At 71.7% G+C, this 17,501-nt stretch carries 15 protein-coding genes; 6 read left to right on the top strand and 9 right to left on the bottom strand.

Annotated elements, in window-relative coordinates; all coding sequences use genetic code 11:
* Positions 1 to 248 precede the first annotated feature (248 nt).
* Entirely contained in the window at positions 249 to 1,199 is a 951-nt protein-coding gene (locus tag CLV70_RS09215) for a diacylglycerol/lipid kinase family protein (protein ID WP_106126091.1), read from the bottom strand.
* A 53-nt stretch (positions 1,200 to 1,252) separates the two neighbouring features.
* Here CLV70_RS09215 and CLV70_RS09210 point away from each other — a divergent pair, with 53 nt between their 5' ends.
* Positions 1,253 to 1,642 (top strand): hypothetical protein, encoded by a 390-nt coding sequence (locus CLV70_RS09210; RefSeq protein WP_245908120.1) that lies wholly within the window; start codon positions 1,253 to 1,255, stop codon positions 1,640 to 1,642.
* Between the two features lie 166 nt (positions 1,643 to 1,808).
* A complete protein-coding gene (locus CLV70_RS09205) occupies positions 1,809 to 2,504 on the top strand; it encodes a FadR/GntR family transcriptional regulator (protein ID WP_106125958.1) in 696 nt (231 codons plus the stop codon).
* Positions 2,505 to 2,587: 83 nt separating this feature from the next.
* Here CLV70_RS09205 and CLV70_RS09200 read toward each other — a convergent pair whose 3' ends face one another.
* From CLV70_RS09200 to sodN, 3 genes are all read right to left on the bottom strand, one after another.
* On the bottom strand, positions 2,588 to 3,001 hold the full coding sequence (locus CLV70_RS09200; RefSeq protein ID WP_245908119.1) for an ATP-binding protein: 414 nt from the start codon (positions 2,999 to 3,001) through the stop codon (positions 2,588 to 2,590).
* A gap of 28 nt (positions 3,002 to 3,029) precedes the next feature.
* Entirely contained in the window at positions 3,030 to 3,473 is a 444-nt protein-coding gene (locus CLV70_RS09195) for a GNAT family N-acetyltransferase (RefSeq protein WP_245908139.1), read from the bottom strand.
* A gap of 130 nt (positions 3,474 to 3,603) precedes the next feature.
* A complete protein-coding gene (gene sodN, locus CLV70_RS09190; protein WP_106125956.1) occupies positions 3,604 to 4,008 on the bottom strand; it encodes a superoxide dismutase, Ni in 405 nt (134 codons plus the stop codon).
* 83 nt (positions 4,009 to 4,091) lie between these two features.
* On the opposite strand from sodN, the gene CLV70_RS09185 reads away from it, so the two are divergent.
* From CLV70_RS09185 to CLV70_RS09175, 3 genes are all read left to right on the top strand, one after another.
* The gene (locus CLV70_RS09185) at positions 4,092 to 4,400 is read left to right on the top strand and encodes a S26 family signal peptidase (protein WP_106126089.1); all 309 of its coding nucleotides are present in this window, start codon (positions 4,092 to 4,094) and stop codon (positions 4,398 to 4,400) included.
* Between the two features lie 136 nt (positions 4,401 to 4,536).
* Complete coding sequence (locus CLV70_RS09180) at positions 4,537 to 5,826, top strand: NAD(P)-dependent malic enzyme (protein WP_425440129.1); 1,290 nt, start codon at positions 4,537 to 4,539, stop codon at positions 5,824 to 5,826.
* Between the two features lie 387 nt (positions 5,827 to 6,213).
* Entirely contained in the window at positions 6,214 to 7,164 is a 951-nt protein-coding gene (locus CLV70_RS09175; RefSeq protein ID WP_106125955.1) for a zinc-binding dehydrogenase, read from the top strand.
* Between the two features lie 418 nt (positions 7,165 to 7,582).
* Here the strand turns inward: CLV70_RS09175 and CLV70_RS09170 are convergent, their stop codons facing one another.
* A complete protein-coding gene (locus CLV70_RS09170) occupies positions 7,583 to 8,518 on the bottom strand; it encodes a poly(ethylene terephthalate) hydrolase family protein (protein ID WP_106126087.1) in 936 nt (311 codons plus the stop codon).
* A 750-nt stretch (positions 8,519 to 9,268) separates the two neighbouring features.
* On the opposite strand from CLV70_RS09170, the gene CLV70_RS40085 reads away from it, so the two are divergent.
* The gene (locus CLV70_RS40085; protein ID WP_170148589.1) at positions 9,269 to 9,436 is read left to right on the top strand and encodes a hypothetical protein; all 168 of its coding nucleotides are present in this window, start codon (positions 9,269 to 9,271) and stop codon (positions 9,434 to 9,436) included.
* Positions 9,437 to 9,934: 498 nt separating this feature from the next.
* Here the strand turns inward: CLV70_RS40085 and CLV70_RS09160 are convergent, their stop codons facing one another.
* From CLV70_RS09160 to CLV70_RS09140, 4 genes are all read right to left on the bottom strand, one after another.
* Complete coding sequence (locus tag CLV70_RS09160) at positions 9,935 to 11,206, bottom strand: acetate/propionate family kinase (RefSeq protein ID WP_245908117.1); 1,272 nt, start codon at positions 11,204 to 11,206, stop codon at positions 9,935 to 9,937.
* Positions 11,203 to 13,269, bottom strand: coding sequence for a phosphate acetyltransferase (gene pta / locus CLV70_RS09150; protein WP_106125951.1), 2,067 nt, complete (start codon positions 13,267 to 13,269; stop codon positions 11,203 to 11,205). The genes CLV70_RS09160 and pta overlap by 4 nt, the downstream gene beginning before the upstream one ends.
* Before the next feature lie 168 nt (positions 13,270 to 13,437).
* A complete protein-coding gene (locus CLV70_RS09145) occupies positions 13,438 to 15,225 on the bottom strand; it encodes an ABC transporter ATP-binding protein (protein ID WP_106125950.1) in 1,788 nt (595 codons plus the stop codon).
* A complete protein-coding gene (locus CLV70_RS09140; protein ID WP_106125949.1) occupies positions 15,218 to 17,446 on the bottom strand; it encodes an ABC transporter ATP-binding protein in 2,229 nt (742 codons plus the stop codon). Before CLV70_RS09140 ends, CLV70_RS09145 begins: the two co-directional genes overlap by 8 nt.
* Positions 17,447 to 17,501: the final 55 nt, after the last annotated feature.

Genomic DNA, 17,501 nt, shown 5'->3' with positions numbered 1-17,501 from the left:
GCGGCATCCGGTTACTTCTTATCGCTTGTGAATGCTTTCACGAACTCCCGCGATGTCAAGGGTAGCGCTCGGAATTTCTCCGAGCGGGTGAGCTAGCTCACGACCCTTTTGTCCGGTTCTGAGGCTTCCCCCGGGACCGACGCAGGAACGCTCCCATCAATGTAGTACGGTACGCGCCGCGTTGCCGACCTTTTGACGCTGTTTTTGTAACGGATCGTGAGGGGTGCTCCCAGACGCCTACCCGATCCTCAGCAGATCACACGTAGCGCCTCGGGAACGGACAAGAAGTGCACCTTCTGGCGCTCCCCCAGGTAGTCCCCGTCGAGCTGGAACGGCTGAGGCCGCGACGCGATGACGGTGATCTCTGCCTGATCATGCAGCCGGAGCACGTTGCGGCCATGTGGTTCGGCACGCCGGGACGTCATCTGAGTAACTGTGCGTGTTGTGCTCGCCACGCCTAGGCTACGAACGGCCAGTACGTCAAGTCCACGGTCGAACGACGCCTGGGGGTTGGGGTTGATCGGGCGGTCCCCGATATACGTCCACGGAGCGGTGTTCTGGAGGATGACGGTGCCCAGTCCGGTCTCCGGTTCCTCGCCCGGCCGCTCGATCGACAACGGCGGTGCCTTGCGGTCCTCGCCGGAGAGAACCTGGCCGATCAATGACCGGACATAAAGCGCGGGAGTGGACGTACGGCCGCGAAGTCGTGCTTGTTCCACCCGGCGGGTCACTGCGGCATCCAGCCCCAGCCCGGCCGTGAAAGTGAAGTAGCGGTCGTCCGCCCGGCCGAGGCCGATCACCCGGTGCCGTCCCGAACGCAGGCCGTCCAGGATCACCCCGGTGCCCTCCACCCAGTCGCGCGGCAGCCCCAGCGCGCGGGCGAAGACGTTCGTGGAGCCGCCGGGCACCACCGCGAGCGCGGGCAGCCGGAAAGCCGGCGACGTGCCGCTGGAGGACAGGCCGGGGGTCGCCGTCATCAGACCGTTGACGGCCTCGTTGATCGTGCCGTCGCCGCCGAGGGTCACGACCACGTCGACGCCGCTCTCGGCCGCCGTACGGGCCAGCGCGGTCGCGTGACCCCGCCGCAACGTGTACTCCACCGTCAGGTCGACCTCGCTGCGCAGGGCCCGGACCAGCACGTCCCGGCTGCGCTCACTGGTCGTGGTGGCCTTGGGGTTAACCACCAGTAACGCTCGCATGCGCGGCACTGTACCTCCCGGAACCACCCCGAGCAGGCCGGTATCGTACAGCGGTGACCCCTGCGGATGTGCGATCTCCGACAACTCTGGCCTGGGCGGTGCGCCTCCTCTTCGCCGAGTGCGCGGGGCTCGCGGTGCTCACGGCGTACCTGATGGTCCTGGTCGTGACGGCGGAACCCGGCAGCCTGCCGGTGGCGATCTCCCTCACAGTGATGGCCGCCATCGGCGTCTTCGCCGTTTTCCTGGTGGCGCGGGCGCTGGGACGGCGTTCGGCGCGGGCCCGCGGACCGGCGATCGTCGTCCAGCTGTTCGTCATCGCGTCCGGCGGCTTCCTGCTGCAGACGGGTCCCGCGTGGGCCGGCGCGGCGATGATGGCGCTCGGAGTCGGGGTGGCGGTGCTCTGTCTGCTTCCGGCGTCGACGCGGGCGCTCGGGCTCGACTGACGGTTGGTTCTACTCGTTCCCGGAGCGCCGGTTACCTAATCTGTGGGCCCGGTGCCCCCGGTGCGCTCCCGCATGTGCGACGGACCGCTCCCGGCCTGGTCATCAGCCCTTCCCCCCGGCGGGGAAAGGCCTACCCTGAGTGGGCGGATCACAAGGGGGTGAGCGAGTGACCGGATCGACGGTGCGCCCGCCGGCGTATCAACTACTGGCCGACGAGCTGCGCGACGAGATCACGTCCGGGCGGCTGCGGCCCGGCGTGCGACTGCCACCGGAGCCCGAGCTCTGCGTGCGCTCGGGGGTTAGCCGCAGCACCGTACGGGAGGCGCTCCGGCTCCTCGCCAGCCAGCACCTGATCGTCACTACCCGAGGGGTCACGGGCGGCAGCTTCGTCGCCCACCCCGACGCCGAGCAGCTTTCCGAGGCGCTCTCCACCGGGCTCACCCTGCTCACGAACTCCGCCGAGGTCGGCCTGGCGGATCTGCTCGAGTTGCGGCACGCCGTGGAGATCCCGGCCGCGGGCCTGGCCGCACAGCGCCGCACGGACGCCCACCTGGTCGAGATGCGCGGCGCCATGTTCGACCCCGACCTGGACGAACTCGGCACGATGCTGTCGGCCCACGCGGCCTTCCACGCGGCGGTGGTGTCGGCCACGTGCAACCCGCTGTTCGAGCTGGTCACCCGGCCGCTGTACCACGTGACGTACGGCGAGGAGGTGGTCGAGGCGCTGCCGGACGGATACTGGACCCGGATCGACGCCGACCACCGGGAGCTGCTGACGTGCATCCGGAACAGGGACGCGGCAGCGGCGATGGATGTGGGGCGCCGGCATCTGGAGTACATCACCGGGGCGACCCAGCGCTGAGCGCTGTCGGCTCCGGCGGCGCGGGTTCTTGCCGTTGCCGTGCTCCTGGGGCTTTTGCCCGATTCCAAGTTCCCGGGGTGGGTTCAGTTCTCTGTGCGGCGGGTGAGGAGACGGATCGTGGCGTGCCGGCCGTTGGCCTCGGCCGACGCGGACGTGGTCAGGGCCGTCAGCACCTTCCACGCGAACGAGGACTCCGACGGCAGCCGCGCCCCGCGGACAGTGGCGACCGTCACCTCGACCGTGAGCGCGTCGTCGGTCACCGCGAAGCGACACTCGAGGTCGGCCCCGCGCGTGGCGATGGCCAGGAGCATCGCGCAGGCCTCGTCGACGGCGATGCGCAGGTCCTCGATCTCGTCGAGGGCGAAGTGCAGCCGCGCCGCGAGACCGGCCGTCGCCGTCCGCAGCACTCCCAGGTAGCCACCGTCGGCGGGCACGGTGAGCAACACGACGTCGTCACCGAACGCCGGTTCCGAATGCGTTGTCTGAAGCTGAGTCACCGACCCCATCCTCCCGATGGTCGAGACTCTATCGCCTGTTGGGCGATGCGCGCTCGGCGAGTTGTCCCAGGGCGGCCCCGGTCAGCCGGTAGGGAAGCCAGTTCTCCGTGACAGAGGCCCCGATCGAGGCATAGAAGTCGGCCGCGGGGTTCCAGTCGAGCATCACCCACTCGAGTCTCCGGTACCCCCGATCGACGCAGATGCGGGCGAGCTCGGCGAGCAGGGCCGCGCCTGCTCCGGTGCCGCGGTGGCCCGGGCGGACGTACAGGTCCTCGAGGTAGACGCCGTGGACGCCTTCCCAGGTCGAGAAGTTGAGGAACCACAGCGCCGCGCCGTAAGGAGCGTCGTTCCCGTCGACGGCCACGTGCCCGTACAGGGTGGGGCGGTCGTCGAAGAGGGCGGCCCGGAGCTGCTCCTCGGTCAGGTGGCACGCCTCGGCCGCACGCTCGAACTCGGCCAGTTCGTGCACCATTGCCACGATGGCCGGCACGTCACCGCGACGTGCCGGCCGAATCCGAGGGGGCATCCCGGCCCGGGCCTGCTTGGCCAGGCGCCCCTCTGCGTGGCTCACGCCCGCCCGATCTCCGGGGGGATTCTGAGGCTCACGCCTGCTTGGTCTCCCAGAAGATCTTGGAGATCTCCTCGATCTTGGCGAGCAGCTGCTCACCGACGGCCGGATCCATGGAGCCCTTGGCCCCGGAGGCGCCGGCGAGCTTGGTGGCCTCGTTGAACAGCTGGTTGAGGTTCGGGTACTTCTCGAAGTGCGGGGCCTTGAAGTAGTCCGTCCAGAGCACCCACAGGTGGTGCTTGACCAGGTCGGCCCGCTGCTCCTTGATGAGGATGGCGCGAGTGCGGAACTCGGGGTCGGTGTTCGCCTGGTACTTCTCGGCGATGGCCTTCACCGACTCCGCCTCGATGCGAGCCTGGGCGGGGTCGTAGACCCCACAGGGCAGGTCGCAGTGCGCGCTGACAACAGTGCGCGGCGTGAAGATACGCGGAAGTCGCATCGGGACCCCTCCATGAGTTTGCGATGATCCGGTCTGACACTACCCCTTACATCTGCACCGACACTCCACGCGGGATTGATGCCATGACATTGCAACTGCCGCTCTTCGCCGTACTGGTGCAAGGGCCCTCGATGGCACCCACCCTGCGCTCCGGAGACGCCCTGGTGGTGCACCGGACGCGGCGCGTCCGGGAAGGCGACGTCGTGGTCGCGCGCTTCCGCTCGCGGCCCGATCTGCTGGTCGTGAAACGCGCGGTCCGGGCCCAGGACCAGGGCTGGTGGGTACGCGGCGACAACGACTTCGTGACCGACGATTCCCGAGCGTACGGGGTGGCGGATGTCATCGGACGTGTCATGTTCCGGTACTGGCCTCGCCCCGGTCGGCTAAGTTAATGTCCGGTAGCCGCAGCACACCGAAGTCTTGCGGTTGCTTCACCGGGTGACCCCCGCATCGCACGTCGGTCCGCGCAGACTCGCGCATCAGGGCCGGCTGGCACACCGACGTTCCGATGCGTGTCTGGAGTCCCCGTTGTCCTTCTTCAGTTTTGAGATCGACCCCGCGCTGGCCGCCGACCCCGTCTTCGACCTGCACAAGCGGGGCAAGATGGCGGTCGCCTCCACCGTCCCGCTGTCCAGCCGTGACGATCTGTCCCTCGCGTACACGCCGGGCGTGGCCCGCGTCTGCGAGGCGATCGCCGAGGACGAGAAGCTGCACTACGACTACACGTGGACGGGCAACACCGTCGCGGTGGTCACCGACGGCTCGGCGGTCCTCGGCCTGGGCAACATCGGCCCCAAGGCCGCGATGCCGGTGATGGAGGGCAAGGCGGTGCTGTTCAAGCAGTTCGGCGGCGTCGACGCGGTGCCCATCTGCCTGGACACGCAGGACGTCGAGGGCATCATCGCGGTGGTCAAGGCGCTCGGCCCGTCGTTCGGCGGCATCAACCTCGAGGACATCAGCGCCCCGCGGTGCTTCGAGATCGAACGGCGCCTGGACGAGGCCCTGGACATCCCCGTCTTCCACGACGACCAGCACGGCACCGCGATCGTCGTGCTCGCCGCGCTGCGCAACGCCGTCGCCCTGCTCGGCCGCCGCCTCGCCGACCTGCGCATCGTCGTCAGCGGCGCCGGTGCCGCGGGCGTGGCCATCACCGACACGCTGATCGCCGCCGGGGTGCAGGGCGCCAACATGATCATCTGCGACTCGCAGGGCATCATCCACGCCGACCGCCCCGGGCTCACCGGCGCCAAGACGAGGCTCGCGGAGGGAACGAACTACTCCGGCCGCACGGGAGGAATCACCGAGGCCCTGATCGGCGCCGACGTCCTCATCGGCGTCTCGGGCGGGTCCATCCCGGAGAGTGCCCTGTCCGGCATGGCCCAGGACGGCATCATCTTCGCCCTGGCCAACCCCACCCCCGAGGTCCCGCCCGCGATCGCCCACAAGTTCGCCGCGATCGTCGCCACCGGCCGCAGCGACTACCCCAACCAGATCAACAACGTGCTCGCGTTCCCGGGCATCTTCCGCGGCGCCCTGGACGCCCGCGCCACCCGCATCACGGAACGGATGAAGGTGGCGGCGGCCGAGGCCATCGCCGAGGTCGTGTCCGACGACCTGCGCCCGGACCAGATCGTGCCGTCGCCCCTCGACCCCCGGGTCGCCCCGGCGGTGGCAGCAGCGGTGGCCCGGGCCGCGGAGCGCGACGGGGTCGCACGGCTGACCCCGGTCGAGACCTCGGCGATCCCGGTCATTCCGGCACCGGCAGGCCCGTCGGTGGCGGTCACGCTGCCCTCGAGCGGCATTTCGTCTCATCCCTGACCCTTTTTCGGTGGTTGTGCGCGGGGTAGTCCTTCTCGGTGATCTTCAGATGCCCGGCCGCCGGTCCCTGTCGGGGCCGGCGGTCGGCTTTTGTCGGGGCTGGCGGCTGGCTCTTGCCGGGGCTGGCTGCCGGCTCTTGTTGGGCTGGCGGCTGGCTCTTGTTGGAGCTGGGCGCCGGCTCTTGTCGGGTCCACGGCTGGCTTTCGGCTGGGTCTTGCGGATCGATTCTTCCGGAGCCGGCCGGTGGCTGGCCGGTTCTCCACATCGGCCGTGCCGTGGATGCCCGTGCGCAGGTGAAGGCCCATCCGCTTATCCACAACACCGGTTATCCCCAGGCCGATGCGTGGTGGGTGGCGTGCTCCGGAGCCGGTGACTAGCGTTCCTGGCATGCGCGCCGCCTACGCCAGTGCCACGAAACCGGACGAACCGCTCGCCGCCCTCACCGTCGGCGATCAGCCCGAGCCGTCGCCGCCCGACGGCTGGGTGACGGTCGACATCCGCGCCAGTTCCCTCAACCACCACGAGATCTGGTCGCTGCGCGGGGTGGGCCTGCCCGCCGACCGGCTACCGATGATCCTCGGCTGCGACGCGTCCGGAGTGGATGCGCAGGGCAACGAGGTGGTCATCTACCCGGTCATCGAGGACCCGCAGGATCCCCGCGGCTTCTCGCTGCTGTCCGAGCGCTGGCCGGGCACGCTGGCCGAGCGCGTGGCCGTGCCGGCGAAGAACCTCGTGCCCAAGCCGGCCGGCATCTCGTTCCTGGACGCGGCTTGTCTGCCGACTGCGTGGCTCACGGCGTACCACATGCTCACCGCCCGGGGTCGCGTCTCCGACGCGGAGGCGGTGCTGGTCCAGGGCGCAGGCGGGGGAGTCGCAACCGCCGCCGCCGTGCTCGCGGTCGCCCTCGGCAAGCGTGTGTACGCGACCAGCCGAGACGCCGGCAAGCGCGACAGAATCGCCGAGCTCGGCGCGACCGCGGTCGAACCCGGCGCCCGTCTCCCCGAGCGCGTGGGCGTCGTCATCGAGTCGGTCGGCGCGCCCACCTTCGAGCACTCCCTGAAGTGCGCCGCCCCCGGTGCCCGCGTCGTCGTTTGCGGCGCGACAGGCGGCCCGTTCCCCAAGGTCGATCTCCGCCGAGTCTTCATGATGCAACTGGAGATCCTGGGCAGCACGATGGGAACGGCCGACGAACTCGCGGCACTGCTCGACCTGTGCGTAGCGAAAGATATCCGCCCGATCATCGACTCGACGTACGGCTTCTCCGCGATCTCGGACGCGTTCGCCCGGCTCAACTCGGGGGAGGTGTTCGGCAAGGTAGCGATCGACCACCTGCACTGAACCAGGATCGCCGGGGCGCCGGCCGCACCATCCCGGTCGGCTTGCACCAGCCGCGTTCTCCCGGCTGGTTTGCGTCACGCGTGCGCTCGGAACCGGCTTGCGCCATGCGTGCGCTTACGGCCCGTTCGCGCTGGTCGCGTTCCCAGTCGGCTTGCGTCACGCGTGCGCTCCCGGTCGGCTGGCGTCACGCGTGCGGTAGGGTCGGCTTGCGTCACGGGTGCGGTTAGGGTTGGCCTGCGTTAGGCGTACGCTCCCGGTCCGCTTGCGCCACCCGTGCGCACACGGCCTGCTCGCGCTGGCAGCGTTCTCCCTCGTGGCGTGCGTTACGCATGTGTTCAGGGCGGGCTCGTGCCGGACGCGCCCATGCGGTCCACGGCCGTCGTGGCGGGCCGGGTCAGCCGGTGAGTCGTCCGCGGTCTCAGAGCTGGTCGTCCAGGTTCTTGGTGTCCGCGAGCCGCTTCTTGGCCGCCGCATCTCCGTAGAGGCTCCACCGCCAGAAGTCCGTTGTCGCCGTGGCTACCAGGGACAGGTCGGCGTCGCCCGTGGTCACGTGGCCACCTTGCGGCAGGGTGAGCATTGCCTTGGGCCAGGGCACGGCGTCGAAGGCGGCGAGGCCGTCGGCGTACTGCACGGTGCGGTCCAGCTTGCCGTGCACGAACAGCACGGGGGTCTTCGGGCCGGCGAACGGGGTTGGCAGGACCTGGCGTCCGGCCAGCACCACCGCGGCGGTCAGACGGTCGTCGCGGTTGCCGGAGAGCATCCCGATCGTGGTGATGCCGCCACCCGAGTGTCCCGCCGCCGCGACGTGGGCCGTGTCGAGGCGGTGCTCCAGCGGGTCGCCGTCCTTGGTGTTCAGAGCGAGAACCTTGGTGAGCACGTACGAGGCGTCGGCCGGCTGGTTGATCACGTCCAGCACGTTGAAGTCGGCAACCCCGGAGGACGTGTGCGGGTAGGCGGCGCCCGCCACGACGAAACCGGCGCGGGCCCAGCGGGACAGCAGGCTGGCGTAGTCGCTCGGCTGACCGGTCAAGCCATGGCTGAAGACGATCACCGGAAAGGGCCCGTCGCCGCCGGTCGGATACCAGACGGTGGTGGGCAGCGGCCGGTCCTTGCCCCGGCTGAGCTTCATTTTCCGTACGGTCACAGCAAACGTCCCGCCCGGCGCCTTCCCGGCGGCGGCCTTCGACGAGGGCGCCGACCCCCGAGCCACCCCACCGGAAGGGGCCGAACTGGCAACGCCCGGCGCAGCGACACTCGCCGGCGCCGAACCCGTGCCGCCAGGAACACCGCCGGCCTCATCACCCCCCGACGAGCAGGAGCCGAGCGCGCCCGCGACGGCCAAAGCGGTGATCATCAGTACGGCGCCCCGGAATCCCATCCGAACCATTGTGCCCGCGCCCCCGCCCACCATCCGAAGATCGAGAACCGCCCCACGCCAGGTCTGCCCTGCCGCGCGCTCTGCCCCGCGCGTTCTGCCCCGGGCTGCCCCGGGCTGCCCCGGGGGCTCTGCCCCCCGTGTCCTGCCCCGCGTGTTGCTCCCGCGTGTCCTGCCCCGGGCGCTCTGCTCCCGCGTGTCCTGCTCCGCGTGTCCTGCTCCGCGTGTCCTGCTCCGCGTCCTGCCCCGGGCGTCCTGCCCCGCGCGTCGTACCCCGGGCGTCCTGCCCGCGCGTCCTGCCCCGCGTGCTCTGTGCCGGGCGCGCTTCGCGCCGTGAACACGTGGCGTCCTTGCGTTTGGCGCGCGGGGACTGGCCACCCGCGCCCAGGTGCGCTGCGAACGCCTGTTCCGGGCTGCTCCTGTCCCCGGCTGTGTTCCTGTGCCGTGCAGGCCCGACCTGGCTGGCGCAGAGCACGAGTGACCTTGCCGACTCCTGGCCATGCCTCGAGCCGGGTCGCCGGGTGTGCCGGTTCCGATCTCGTTGATCACGGACAGGTGCGGTCTCGATCCCGGGCGTCATGCTGGGGCGGCGAAGGGGGCACGGAGGGGCAATCTCGGCGCCTTCAACACTCCCACGGACGGGTGAATTTCGGGAGGATGCCGCGTACGCCCTGGTAGAGGGCGGGTGGGCCTGGATCCGGGGCGGGCGGCTTCGCTATGGTCGTCCGCATGTCTGACAACAGCGTCGACCCAGCCGGTAACACCGAGGCGTTCCGTGCCTTCACGCAGAACGCCCCGGAGGAGCCCGCCGCGGGCTCGAAGACCCCGCTGATCATCGCCGGTGCCGTGGTCGCGGTCGTCCTGATCGCGCTCATCGCCTGGCTCGCCGTCGGCTGACCGGCTCCTCGCCGTCCGCCAACGGCAGGTCCGTCCGCAGCCGCAGATCCGCCGGTCGATCCGTCGGCCGTCGGCTCACCCTGAGGGTGTCCCGCGAGGGGCACCCTCAGTCATGCGCCCTCCAGCCGGCCCCGAGCGGTTCGGTCCCCGGGCGGCGTGGTCCGCGGGCGGCGTGGTCCGCGGGCGGCGTGGTCCGCGGGCGGTGTGGTTCTCGGGCGGTGTGGTTCTCGGGCGGTGTGGTTCTCGGGCGGTGTGGTTCTCGGGCGGTGTGGTTCTCGGGCGGTGCGGTTCTCGGGCGGTGTGGTCCGCGGGCGGTGCGGTTCCCAGGCGGTGTGGTCCGCGAGTGGTGCGGTTCTCGGGCGGCGTGGTCCCAGGGTGGTGCGGCCTCCGGGCGGTGCGGTTCCAGGGCGGCGCGGGCGTGTCGAGGAGGCGGTGGTCAGGCGCCTTCGGCCGCCGCTCGAGTTGGGCGATGCCGGCGGCGGCTTCTCGGCGTGGCTCTCAGGTGGCTGCGGCGAGTGCGGCCTTGGCCTGTTCGGCGATCTCCAGTTCCTCGTCCGTCGGGATCACGCAGACCTTCACCCGGGCCCCGTCCGGCGAGATGATGCGTTCGCTGCGGTCCTTGGCCTCGTTGCGGGCGGTGTCGATCTCGATGCCGAGGGGGGCCAGGCCTTTCAGGGCGGCCTCGCGCACCAGCGGGGAGTTTTCGCCGATGCCCGCCGTGAAGGTCACCGCGTCGACCCGGCCGAGGACCGCGAGGTACGTGCCGACGTACTCCTTCAGGCGGCGGCAGTAGACGTCGAAGGCGAGGGTGGCTGCCGGGTCGCCCTCGGTGTAGCGGCGTTCGACCTCTCGCATGTCGTTGGCGCCGCTCAGGCCCTGGAGGCCGGCGTGGCGGGTCAGGGAGGTCTCGATCTCCTCGATGGGCAGGCCGGCCACGCGGTGCAGGTGGAAGATCACCGTGGGGTCGATGTCGCCGCTGCGGGTGCCCATCACCAGGCCTGACTGGGGTGACATGCCCATGGAGGTGGCTACGCTGCGGCCGCCCTCGACGGCGCAGGCGCTGGCGCCGTTGCCCAGGTGCAGGGTGATCACGTTGGCGCGGTCGGCGGGGAGGTCGAGCAGCGCCGCGGTGCGCCGGGCGACGTAGGCGTGGGACGTGCCGTGGAAGCCGTAGCGCCGGATCTGCCAGCGTTCGGCGAGGGCGGCGTCGATCGCGTACGTGACGCCGTCCGGCGGGATGGTCTGGTGGAACGCCGTGTCGAAGACGGCGACCTGCGGCACGTCGGGCAGAAGCTTGCGGGCGACGGCGATGCCGCTGAGCGCCGGCGGATTGTGCAGCGGTGCGAGCGGCACCAGGTCCTCGATCGTCGCGACCATGTCGTCGTCGATGACCGTCGCCGAGCCGAAGCGGCTGCCGCCGTGCACGACCCGGTGGCCGACGGCGCCGAGGCCGGAGATGTCGACGGACTCCATCACGCGTTGCAGTGCCTCGGTGTGGTCGGCCGCGTCACCGCCGGCCTCACCGATCCGCTCGATCAACCCTTTGGCGAGCGTGACCGCCGCCCCAGACCCGGCGGCGGCGGGCGAGGAAGCTCCGGGCCCGGCGGCGGGAGAGGAGGACGCGCCGGCGGCGGGGGAGGAGGAGGAAGCCGCGGACCCGGCGGCGGGAGAAGAGGCTGCGGCGGAGGAGGAAGAGGCTCCGGCGGGATCGTCGTCGAAGAGGCGGTACTTGACCGATGATGAGCCGCAGTTGAGGACCAGGATCTTCATGAGCGTGCCTGGATCGCCGTGATGGCCACTGTGTTCACGATGTCCTTCACTGTCGCGCCTCGGGAGAGGTCGTTGACGGGGCGGCGCAGGCCCTGCATCACCGGGCCGACGGCGACCGCGTTGGCCGAGCGCTGGACCGCCTTGTACGTGTTGTTGCCCGTGTTCAGGTCGGGGAAGACGAAGACCGTGGCCTTGCCCGCCACCGCGCTGTCCGGCAGTTTCGTGGCGGCGACCGCCGGGTCGATGGCCGCGTCGTACTGGATCGGGCCCTCCACCGGCAGGTCGGGGCGGCGTTCGCGGACCAGGGCGGTGGCCGCCGCGACCTTCTCGACGTCGGCGCCCGCCCCGGAGCTGCCGGTCGAGTAGGAGAGCATCGCCACCCGGGGTTCTATGCCGAAGGCCGCCGCCGTCTGGGCTGACGAGAGCGCGATGTCGGCGAGGTGTTCCGCGTCCGGGTCGGGGTTGACGGCGCAGTCGCCGTACACGAGGACGCGGTCCGCGAGCAGCATGAAGAAGACGCTCGACGCGACCGAGACGCCGGGCACCGTCTTGATGATCTCGAAGGCGGGACGGATCGTCGCGGCGGTGGTGTGGGTCGCCCCGGAGACCATGCCGTCGGCCAGGCCGGAGGCGACCATCATCGTGCCGAAGTAGTTGACGTCGCGGACCACGTCGTACGCCAGGTCGAGGGTGACCGCCCGATGTTTGCGCAGCTCGGCGTAGCGTTCGGCGAAGTCGTCGCGCCAGGGGCTCGTGGCCGGATCGACCAGCCGGGCGGCACCGATCTCCACTCCGAGCTCGCGGGCCCGGCGGTTGATCTCGGACGGGTCGCCGAGCAGGGTGAGGTCGGCGACACCGCGCCGCAGCAGGGTTTCGGTGGCGCGCAGGATGCGTTCGTCGGTGCCCTCGGGGAGCACCAGGTGGCGGCGGTCGGCCCGGGCCCGGTCGATCAGGTCGTTCTCGAACATCAGCGGGGTGACCCGGCTGGAGCGGGTGACGTCGAGGAGGCGGTCGAGCTCGGCGGTGTCGACGTGCTTCTCGAAGGCGCCGAGCGCCGCCTCCACCTTGCGCGGCGTGCCGGGGCTGAGCTGCGCCTGGATGCGGCCGGCGGCGCTGATCGTGTGGTAGCTGTCGGACTTCACGACCAGCATCGCGAGGCCGGTGTTCAGCCGCTCGATGACGCGCACGGCGCGCGGGTCGGGGAACTCGCCGATGGTCAGCACCAGGCCGGCCAGGGTGACGTTGCCCGCGGCGTGTGCGGCGCTGGCCGCGACGAGCAGGTCGGCGCGGTCGCCGGGAGTGATCACCAGCGCGCCGTCGGTGAGGTGGTCGAGCACGGCGGGCACGTGCGCGGCCCCGACCACGTAGTCGAGAACATCGCGGTCCAGCGCGGCCTCGCTGCCGGTCACCACGGTCGCGTCCAGCGCCTCGGCGACCTCGGCGACGGTCGGCGCCGCGACGGCGGGCACCTCGGGGATGGTCCAGACCGGCACGGGCAGGCCGTCCGGGGTGGGAACCCCGTCGGGCACCCGGTTGGCGATCACGGCCAGCACGGTGGCATTGAGATCGACGAGCGAATGGTACGCCGAGCGCACCGCGGCCCCGAGATCCGTACGCCGGCCCTGCCCGCTGACCACCGGCACCACGACGCTGCCGAACTCGGTGGCGAGGCGGGCGTTGAAGGCCAGCTCGCGGGGCAGCTCGTCGTGGACCTCGTCCTGCCCGTCGGTGAAGTCGCTGCCGACCACGACCACGGACGCGCACTGCCGCTCGACGGCCCGGTAGCGCTCGACGATGCGGGAGATCAGCTCCTCCCGCCGCCCGTCGGCGACGAGCGCGGCGGCCTCGTTCATGGTGACGCCGTAGGACTCGTCGTAGCCGGCGGCCAGGGGGTATCGGCTGGCCAGCAACGTGAGCAGCGGATCCTTGCCCGGCCCGGGCACCAGCGGCCGGAAGACCCCGATGCGGGCCACCTGCCGCGACAGGAGCTCGATCAGCCCGAGTGCGACCGTTCCTTTGCCGACTCCGGGGCCGAGCCCGGCGACGTAGACGCTGCTTGCCACATGCCTCAACCTACCGGCCCGACCGTGATCATGCCGGGGGTCTCGCGACCCTGTGGACAAGGCCGGAAGACCCGAGTCCCCGCCGCCGCACGAGCCGAGCCGGACCGCGAAAGAGGCAGGGGAGGGAGGGTGCCGAAGCGGCGGGCGGGGACGGCGTGGCCGGCCGGCTCAGCGGTAGGCCGAGGCTTGGAGGGTGAACATCTCGGCGTAGATGCCGTCGTGGGCCATCAGGGCGTCGTGGGTGCCGGATTCCGCGATGCGGCCGTCCGAGATCACGAGGATCAGGTCGGCCATGCGTACGGTGGAGAAGCGGTGGGACACCAGCACGGTGATCGCGCCGGTGCGGTGGCCGAGGTCGCGGGCGGAGGCGGCGTAGCGCTCGAAGAGGGCGTGTTCGGTCAGCGGGTCGAGGGCCGCCGTCGGCTCGTCCAGCAGGAGGAGCAGGGGTTCCTCGCGCATCATGGCGCGGCTCAGGGCTACGCGCTGCCACTGGCCGCCGGAGAGCTCCTCGCCGTCCTCGTAGGACTTGCCGAGGTGGGAGTCGAGGCCCTCGGGGAGGCGGTCGATCACCGCCTGCGCGTCGGCCCGGTGCACGGCCGCGGGGACCGCCGCCGGGTCGAGGAGGCTGGGCAGGTCGCCGGCGCCGATGCTCTCCCGGGCCGGGGCCTCGAGTTTGAGGAAGTCCTGGAAGCCAGCCGTGATCCGTTCCCGCCAGGCGGCCGGGTCGATGCGGCGCAGGTCGACGCCGTCGACGGTGATCTCGCCCGCGGTCGGCCGGTAGAACCGGGCCAGGAGTTTGACCAGCGTGGACTTGCCCGCCCCGTTGTCGCCGACGATGGCCACGGTCGCGCCCGCCGGGATGTGCAGGGTCACGTCACGCAGGACGTCGGTGTCCGTGCCGGGGTAGCGGAACGCCACCCCGTCGAAGCGGAGGCCGTCGGTGAGCGTCGCCGGGACCGGCCGGTCGGGCACCACCGGGTCGGCGGCGCGGGCCGACTCCCGGCGCAGCCAGCGGACCCAGCCCATGGCCCGGGCGTTGCGCTGGAGCTGCCCGGCGACGGCCACGGCCCCGGCCGCCTGGGCGTTGGTCTGCACGGCCAGGGTGATCACGAGGACCACGTCGCCGACCGTACGCTGACCCGCGATCGCCGACCGCACCACGACGACCACCGCCGCGACGTAGCCGACGGCGAAGATGAGCTGGCCGGCCAGCCGCAGGCCCAGCCCGATCAGCTCGGCCCGGCGCAGCGGCACCTCCTCGGCGCGGCGCGCGGCGGTCTGGCGCTCGCGCAGCACCCGACGCAGCCCGAAGAGCCGGATCTCCTTGGCGGCGGCGGGGCTGACGGCGAGCTCCAGCAGATGCCAGCTCAACCGGCGGGCTTCCGCCGTGGCCAGCTCAGCGCGTTCGTGGCGGGCCTCCGCGAGCCGGCCCGCGATCAACGGGGGTACGGCGAAGAGCGGCAGCACCAGCAGCCACGGCTCGAGCCGGGCCAGCAGCACGCCGGTGAGCGCGATCTGCACCGACAGGGTGATGGCGGTGAGCACGGTCTGCACTCCCGCGCCCAGCTCCCACGTCTCCTTGCGGAGCAGCTCCATCCGGTCGGCGTAGTCCTGCCGCTCGTGCTGTTCGAGGCCGGCGGTGCCCTGGGCGAGGTCGCCCAGTTCCCGCTCGGCGCGCAGGTGGTGCAGGTCGGCCAGCTCGAAGAAGAAGATGTGCGCGAAGTGCTCCATGGTCAGGCTGAGCAGCGCGACCACGGCCACGGCGACGGCGGCCTGGACGGCGGTGGCGGTGTCCCGGCGCAGCGCGGCGTCGGTGGTGACGGCCAGGAAGACGGCGATCAGCGGGGTGCTCACGTTGCCGAGCAGCATGAGCAGGGCGGAGACCAGCAGTCGGCCGCGGCCGACCCGCCAGGAGGACGCCAGCACGCCGCTGATGCCATGCCACAGATCACGCATCGGCGACCGCCTCCTCGGGCAGCTCGTCCGACAGGCCGGCGGGACGATCGGACGGCCCGGCGGAGTGCTGGGCCGGGCCGGCGGACGCGGCGGGGATGCCGGGTGGGACGGCGGAGGCGGCAGGGACGCCGGGTGGGGCGGCGGAAGTGGCGGGGGCACTGGGTGCGGTGAGGGCCCCGGGTGGGGCGGCCGAGGTGGCGGGGGCACGGGGTGCGGTGGGGGCGCCGGGTGGAGCGGCGGAGGCGGTGGGGGCGTCAGGTGGGTCGGTGGGCACGGTGAGGGCGCCGGGTGGGTCGGTGGGCCCAGTGGGGGCGGGCTGGTCGAGGGGGTCGGGGGAGGGGTGGGAGCCGGTGAAGCGGGCTGCCTGGAGGGTGAAGAGTTCGGCGTAGCGGCCGCCGAGGGTGAGGAGGTCGGCGTGGGTGCCGGACTCGACGACGCGGCCGGATTCGAGGACGGCGATGCGGTCGGCGCGGCGGACCGTGGAGAAGCGGTGGGAGATGACCAGGCTGGTCACGCCCCGGGTGAGGTCGAGGAAGCGGTCGAAGAAGGCGACCTCGGCGCGGGCGTCCAGGGCCGCGGTCGGCTCGTCCAGCACCAGGACGCGGGCGCCGCCGTGGACGGCCATCAGGGCGCGGGCGATGGCGATGCGTTGCCACTGGCCGCCGGAGAGGTCCGCGCCGTCCTCGTACTGTCGGGAGAGCGGGGTGTCGAGGCCCGCCGGCAGGGCGGTGACGAAGTCGAGCGCCCCGGCGCGGCGCAGGGCGTCCTCGACGGCGGCGTCGTCGTGGTCGCCGGCCGCGCCGAAGCCGACGTTGTCGCGGACCGGCAGTTCGAAGTGCACGAAGTCCTGGAAGATGGCGGCCACCCGGCGCTGCCAGGCGGCGCCGTCAAAGGTGCGGATGTCCACCCCGTCGGCGGTGATCCGGCCCGACTCGGGTTCGTAGAGCCGGGCGAGCAGCTTGACGAGGGTGGTCTTGCCCGCGCCGTTGAGCCCGACGATCGCGAGCGAGGCCCCGGCCGGGATGGTGAGGTCGAGCCCGTCGAGGACCGGCGGGGAGTCCGGCGTGTAGCGGAAGGTGACCTGCTCGAAGCGGATCTCCCGCACCGGCGCGTCCGGCGGCACCGGCTCGCCGCCCCGCTCGCCGTCGGCGGCCGCGGTCGTCAGCTCGCCGAAGCGACGGAGGGCGGTCTCGGCGTTCATGCCGTACTCGGTCTGCACATCGGACTCGGCGATGAACGCGCCGATCCGGATCGAGGTGAGCGCGGCCTGCATGACGATCATGAAGGCTCCGATGGTCAGCACGCCGGTGGCGGTCGCTCGGGCGGCGCCGGCCAGGGCGGCGCTGAGCAGCACGAACGCCGTCAGGGTGTAGAGCACGTACGGTCCGTAGAAGATCCGCCGGCGTTGCCGCCACACCGGCAGGGCGCCCTGCATGAACGCCTCGGCGTAGCGCGACCCGACCCAGTCGAGCAGGCCGAAGATGCGGATCTCCTTGGCGGGCCCGGAGGTCAGGAGCAGGTCGCGGAAGTAGAACCGCCGGCGGCGCACCCGCTGATGCCGCCTGTAGATGCGGCCGAAAACGGACAGCCCGACGCGGTAGCCGAAGCGGATGGTCAGGCCGGCGACGAGGACCGCGAGGCCGGCCTGCCACGCGTACGCGAAAGAGATGACAGCCGCGGCGGCGACGGTCTGCAGATAGCGGGAGAGCAGCGCGATGAAGCCGGCGCAGGCCGCCCCGGGTGACCAGTGGCCCATGCGCAGCATGGTGAGGCCGTCGGCGGCCTGGTCGAGCAGCTCGGGATCCTCGAGGACGGCGATGCCGGTGCCCCGGAAGGAGTCGGCCATCAGCCGGTCCCGGATCCCGCCGTCGATCCGGCGCCTGAGCAGCTCGCCGAGGAAGGCCTGGACCGGCAGCAGGAGCTGGATGGCGAAGAACAGCGCCGCGGCGGTGATCAGGTGGTCGCGCAGCTCGCGCCATGCCTCGGAGTCGACCCCGCCGGCGACCGCGGCGGGGACGCCGGCGATCACCTCGGCGGTGGCCAGCACGAAGCCGATCGGCAGCAGGCCCGCGACGACCTGGAGGGCCACCGCGGTGCCGACCACCGCCGGGCCGCCGCGGGGCAGCAGCCGCAGCATGGCGCGCCGCTGCTGCCACCGCCCGCGCATGCCGACGGTGAACTCCGCCCAGACGGACCTGTCCGTGGCTTCCCGCTCGTCCATCGCCGCCCCCGTAGACATCGATCAGCGTGCTGAACCTAGCGGGGGCGTACGACAA

It is taken from the genome of Pseudosporangium ferrugineum, from assembly GCF_003002065.1.
Taxonomy (GTDB): domain Bacteria; phylum Actinomycetota; class Actinomycetes; order Mycobacteriales; family Micromonosporaceae; genus Actinoplanes; species Actinoplanes ferrugineus_A.
The sequence above is the reverse complement of the archived record's forward strand: the minus strand, read 5'-3'. Positions and strand labels throughout refer to the sequence as shown.